The sequence below is a fragment of the Ancylomarina sp. 16SWW S1-10-2 genome (assembly GCF_009669305.1).
Lineage (GTDB): Bacteria > Bacteroidota > Bacteroidia > Bacteroidales > Marinifilaceae > Ancylomarina.
Genome location: NZ_SADB01000307.1, coordinates 1 through 392, shown reverse-complemented (window position 1 = coordinate 392; position 392 = coordinate 1). Strand labels below are relative to the sequence as shown.

Here is a 392-nt window from a genome sequence, read left to right as displayed (position 1 = left end):
ATCTGCGAGGCTGTTCTTAATATCTTCAACTGAAGCTTTAGAGCGATTTATCTTCTGAACCAGACTCTTGTCATTTGTTTTGGTAAAGAGAAAAGTTTTTCCATCGATTTTATGAATATACAAATAATTGGAGCCAACCTGCAGGTGATGATTATCAGCCAGCAGAGAATTAAGGAAAACAGACAGGTTTATTGAGCGCTTATCTTTCCCTTTATTTTTGCTGCGGTAAGTCGCATAAAAACCATTCTTCATAATTCAATCCATTTACTATGTTATGTTCTGAGGGGAGTGAAAATTCCCCTAATTCGATGAAGATTCTTGCTCAATTGTTATCAGCTATGCGCCGACCAGAACACCTTGCCGATCAGCCAAACGTCTCTTCAGGCCACTGA

Annotated in this window: 1 pseudogene; it reads right to left on the bottom strand. The window is 39.0% G+C overall.

Annotated features, from left to right (window positions below):
• A pseudogene (locus EMN46_RS19325) lies at nucleotides 1-252 on the bottom strand (protein rexA); the annotation flags it as partial.
• Nucleotides 253-392 lie beyond the last annotated feature (140 nt).